Origin of the sequence: Nocardioides sp. (assembly GCF_031422975.1) — a bacterium.
In the GTDB taxonomy this organism is placed as follows: Bacteria; Actinomycetota; Actinomycetes; order Propionibacteriales; family Nocardioidaceae; genus Nocardioides.
Window position 1 is genome coordinate 1 of sequence record NZ_JANPEO010000187.1, and the last position, 4,620, is coordinate 4,620.

At 66.4% G+C, this 4,620-nt stretch carries 5 protein-coding genes; 1 reads left to right on the forward strand and 4 read right to left on the reverse strand.

Annotation, left to right across the window (positions count from 1 at the left end; translation table 11 throughout):
• Positions 1-1,469 (forward strand): hypothetical protein (locus RMO85_RS05875; protein ID WP_310527342.1); only part of this gene is annotated, 1,469 nt, incomplete at its 5' end.
• A gap of 360 nt (positions 1,470-1,829) precedes the next feature.
• Here the strand turns inward: RMO85_RS05875 and RMO85_RS05880 are convergent.
• The 4 genes from RMO85_RS05880 to RMO85_RS05895 form a co-directional block, all read right to left on the reverse strand.
• On the reverse strand, positions 1,830-2,915 hold the full coding sequence (locus tag RMO85_RS05880; protein WP_310527347.1) for a cytochrome b N-terminal domain-containing protein: 1,086 nt from the start codon (positions 2,913-2,915) through the stop codon (positions 1,830-1,832).
• Complete coding sequence (locus RMO85_RS05885) at positions 2,915-3,493, reverse strand: hypothetical protein (RefSeq protein WP_310527351.1); 579 nt, start codon at positions 3,491-3,493, stop codon at positions 2,915-2,917. Before RMO85_RS05885 ends, RMO85_RS05880 begins: the two co-directional genes overlap by 1 nt.
• A 120-nt stretch (positions 3,494-3,613) precedes the next feature.
• Entirely contained in the window at positions 3,614-3,898 is a 285-nt protein-coding gene (locus RMO85_RS05890; RefSeq protein WP_310527353.1) for a hypothetical protein, read from the reverse strand.
• A 212-nt stretch (positions 3,899-4,110) separates the two neighbouring features.
• Positions 4,111-4,392, reverse strand: a complete 282-nt coding sequence (locus tag RMO85_RS05895) for a hypothetical protein (RefSeq protein WP_310527356.1) — start codon at positions 4,390-4,392, stop codon at positions 4,111-4,113.
• Between the last annotated feature and the right edge of the window lie 228 nt (positions 4,393-4,620).

Below are 4,620 nucleotides of genomic sequence, written 5' to 3' on the forward strand. Positions count from 1 at the left end.
GAGCGGCCGGGGCGGCAACCTATGCCGGCACCACCGTCACGGCCGCGGCCGCGCTCGGCTTCGTCTCGCGCATCCCGTTCACTGCCAACGACACGAGGATGTCGGTCCGAGTCTGGTCACCGGACGCCAACATTCCGGTCCGCCTGAAGGTCGAGGACCACGCCGACCCCACCAGGTCGGTCGAGACCGAGGCCACCACCACGGCGGCAGGCGGGTGGGAGACCCTGATCTTCGACTTCGCGAACCAGGCGAATGGCACTGCGGCGCTGAACCTGGCAAGCAACTACGACAAGGCCAGCATCTTCTTCGACTTCGGCCGAGACCCGGCCTCGGCCGTCCTGAAGACCTACTACTTCGATGACGTCACCTTCGTGCAGGGCACGCCCCCACCGCCACCGGCGGGCGTGATCACGTTTGATGAGATCCCCCCTCCGGTGCTGACGAGTTTCGGCAATGCGGATGCGTCAATCGCCGCTGACCCGGCCAACGCCGCCAACAAGGTAGCGAAGGTCGTCAAGGGGAATCCCTCTTCGGAGATCTGGGCCGGCACCACGGTGTCGAATCTGCCCAACTTCGCAATCGCCACGATCGGCTTCACGGCCACCAAGACAAAGCTGACCGCGAAGGTGTGGTCACCTGACGCGGGCATCCCGGTTCGGCTGAAGGTGGAGAACGCGGCGAACGGCGCCCAGTCCGTCGAGACCGAGGCCACGACAACGGTGGCGAACGCCTGGGAGACCCTGACGTTTGATTTCGCGAACCAGGTGCCGGGTACCCCGGCCCTGAGCCTGGCCACGACTTACAACAAGGCGTCGATCTTCTTCGACTTCGGCACAGTCGGCAGCGGAAAGACCTACTACCTCGACGATCTGGACTTCACCTTCGCCGGGCAGGGCGGGCCACCGCCAACGCCATTCGCGGTCACGTTCGATGACAGCGCGACGACATACACGCTCACAGACTTTGGCCTCTACGGCACGGCCGGTGCGGTTGTGGCGGACCCAACTGGTGCGGCCAACAAGGCGGCCCAGGTGTTCAAGGGCCTCACGTCTGAGCAGTGGGGCGGCACCACTGTTTCGACCGATGCGAACTTCTCCGTGGCAAACATCCCGTTCACGGCCACGAAGACCAAGCTGACCTTGCGCGTGTACAGCCCTGCTGCAGGCATCCGCGTGCGCCAGAAGGTCGAGAACGCTGGCAACCCGGGGATCAACTGCGAGACCGATGCATTCACCACGACGTCGGGGTCGTGGGAGACCTTGACCTTCGACTTCGGTGACCCCTCAACCCACTACATTCCCAACGGCCCGACCAGCTACGACCTGACCAGGCCGACGGCATCGTTGAACCTGGCCAACACCTACAACAAGGTGTCGGTGTTCTTCGACTTCGGTCGCGGCAACGGCGGCTATGCTCCCATGCCGGCCGACCGGACTTACTACTTCGACGACCTGAGCGGAGTTTCCTGAGTTGACGAGGAGCGGCGGCGGCAGCATCCGTCACCGCAACCCCGTCCAACTCTCGTGCCATGAGGGACGCAATGACTGAATCGCCCTGGGTCTTGCGGAGTCTCCGCACTCGCCGGGGGCGGTTCAGTTGCTGGCTCGTCGATGCGCTCGCTCGAGGGCGCCCATCGCTCGCATCGCGAGAATGACGGACGCGAGCAGGACCACTCCGCTGACAGCGACCCGCAGCCCGACAAGGTGCCCTGGGTCCGAGGCCAAGGCCGCGCTGAGGGACCCTGATGCGAGCACGGCGACCAGCACGAGGATCCAGAATGATCGGCGAGCGCGTCGCGGGGAACCGGTTCGAAGAAGGTCGGGCATCGTCTACATCCCCAGGTGGGTCTCGGGGGTCGTGAACAGCATCAGCACCGTCAACGTCGCCAGGGCGAGCACGACGAGCAGCCCCAAGGTCATGGCCACCCGGCGGCGTCGCCACGACCGGTTCCGGTTGCGGTCGACGAACGGCACGAGCGCGAGCAGAAGGAAGAGCGCCCCGCCGCCGTAGAGGATCCCGGACAGACCCATCCAGTCCTCAAGGGTGAACATCCACCAGAAGTTCCACGGTGGCTTGGTGATCTCCAGGCCAGCCACCGGAGGCGGTCCAACAGCCGGTGGTGCCAGAACCGCGAGTACGCCGAGGAGCCCGGTGAGGGCGAGGCCGAAGGCGCCGATCCTGCGCAGGTGATGGGTGAACGGCTCGGTGGGCTCATCGGTCGGAGCCTGGTCGCCGGTGGTGTCGGTGGGCAGGTCGGGGTGGGGAGAGATCCGGTGTCTCTTGACGAGCAGGCCGTGCAGGGTGAGCAGCACGAGGATGAGGCCGGGGATGATGACGACGTGGGCGCCGTAGAGCCGGACCAGGATCGGGACACGGCTGGCGAAGTCGGGCGAGAACCAGATGCCGACACCGCCGAGGAGATCGGCGACCTCGACGTTGTGTCCGAGTGCCTCGAATCCCTCCTGGTCCCACTTGAGGACGGTTCCGGTGAAGAGCCCGAGGATGACCAGCGCGAACATCGCCACGCCCACCAGCCAGTTGCCTTCGCGCGGCCGTTTGTAGGAGCCGGTGAAGTAGACGCGTAGCAGGTGCAGTGCGGCTGTCACGTACATCGCTTGCGCGGCCCAGAAGTGGAGCGCCCGGACAAGACGCATCCCCCAGACGTCGGTCACCATGTCGCGCACCGAGTGATTGGCTGCCTCGGGCACGGGGGAGTAGAACTGCACCAGGAGGATCCCGGTGACGATCAGCAGCCCGAAGGCGAAAGCCGTGATGCCTCCCAGGCTCCAGGCCAGGTTGTTGGCGTGCTCGGGGACCGGGTACTCGAGTGCCCGGATTCCGAGTCGCTCATCGATGACGTCGACTGCTTTGCGCAGTCGTCCTTCGCTGTGGGCGGAGGCCCTGGTGGTGACCATCACGCATGCCTCTCGGGATCAGATGTCGGTGTTGAGTCACCGTCCGCCGAAGGTCTCTCAGCCTTCAGTTGGCCCCGCAGATCTCGGACGGAGTCGCGCGGCCGGAACCGGTACGCCAGGAACACGCCGAGACCGGCTATGGCTAACGAGCTGACCAGCAATGCCAGGTCCTGATCACTCAGCCCGGTGCGGCCAGGCATAGCCGGCAAGACCAACGTGGTTCCGGTCTCGTATCCGGTCGCGGTCGGCTGCTCCGCCAGGGCCTCTTCGATGGAGCCTTCCAAGAGAGCGGTGGCGCGCTGCACCTGATCCGTTTCGAGGGCGCGCATCGCGTCCTTCACCTCGGCGATGTCTACGCCTTCGTGGTCCTCGGTCGAGAGCGCGTCGTCCACCTTCTCCATGGCGAGGTCGATGCCCTCGGAACTGGTGTCGTGCGCGAGGTGGCCCAGGGCCTGCTGCACCAGCAGATACCCCTCTTGCGTCTCACCGTCGCCGTGCGCAAATGCGGCGGGAGGCACGACGACGGAGCCGAGCAGACCAACCGCGAGAAGCCACGCGGCAACCAATCGCCGCACCATGTCGTCAGTGTGGCTGCAGAGGGGATCACCCCGGAAGGGTCTGATGACCCCATCCCGACGGGACTGACGACACCCAGGAGTCACTGTCTGCCGGGAAGTGCGGATGCTGTGGCCTGTTCATCACACTCTCCCCCTCGCCGATCGTCCGTCGACGGACACCGGGGAGCCGGCGATGCCACGCAGGAGCACGGTGACCGCCACCGAGACGGCTGTGGCGACCGCCGCGGCGGTGATCACCATGGCGAGTCGGGTGGCCAGCAACACGGTTGGGCGCTGGCTGGCGAGGGCGAGGCGACGGTCCGCCGCTCGGGCGTCGAGGACGACGAAGAGACCGACCAGCGCGGCCAGCGAGGCCACGGCCATGGGTGCCATCGTTCCGGCGTGCATCTCGGCTGGATCGACCATGGCGGCGACCGGGGCGCCGGCCTCGCGGAGTACGACCGGGTGTGCCCGTGCGGGGTGATCGCGTCGGACAGGAGGATGAAGACCGTCGGGACGACCGCGAGCAGCAACCACAGCACCGGGGTGCGCCTCCAGTCGTGCCAGCCCATGCGCAGGCCGGTGCGCAGTTGGCCGAACTGAGCATCCTGCCGAGTCGGACGGCTGCGATTGAACGCCTACTTGTGGCTGTGTCCGCCGGGCATCATGAACATCATCGCGGCCATCATCGCCACGCAGCCCAGGGCCCATAGCAGTGCGCTGGAGCCCGCGGTTCCGGAGACTATGAGCAGCAGCACGATCGCGATCATCGGAACGCAGCAGATGAGCATCATCCACCGGTGTCCGGCGTGCGCGCCTTCTCCTTCAGCGATGCCGGCACGTGGCCGTGGCGGCGCTCCGATCACGCCGCGGGCGGTCCTCTCGGCAGGCGTGATGTTGACCTTCCAACGACTGGCCATGACTCTCGACTCCTTCGCTGCCCCGGTCTACCCGGGTCCTGCTGCCTCCAGCGTCGCCGCTCGAGGTCAAGATCGCTCCGAGGCTTCGATGAAGGTTCGCTGAAGGGACCCTGGCCGGCCACGGAGTTGGGGATTGCGTCACCTCAAGGGGGCTGGTGGGTCGGTCAGTCGTGGTGCTCGCCGTGCTCGGGGTCGATCTGCTCGGTGGGCCCGGGTGCCGGGTCTGGG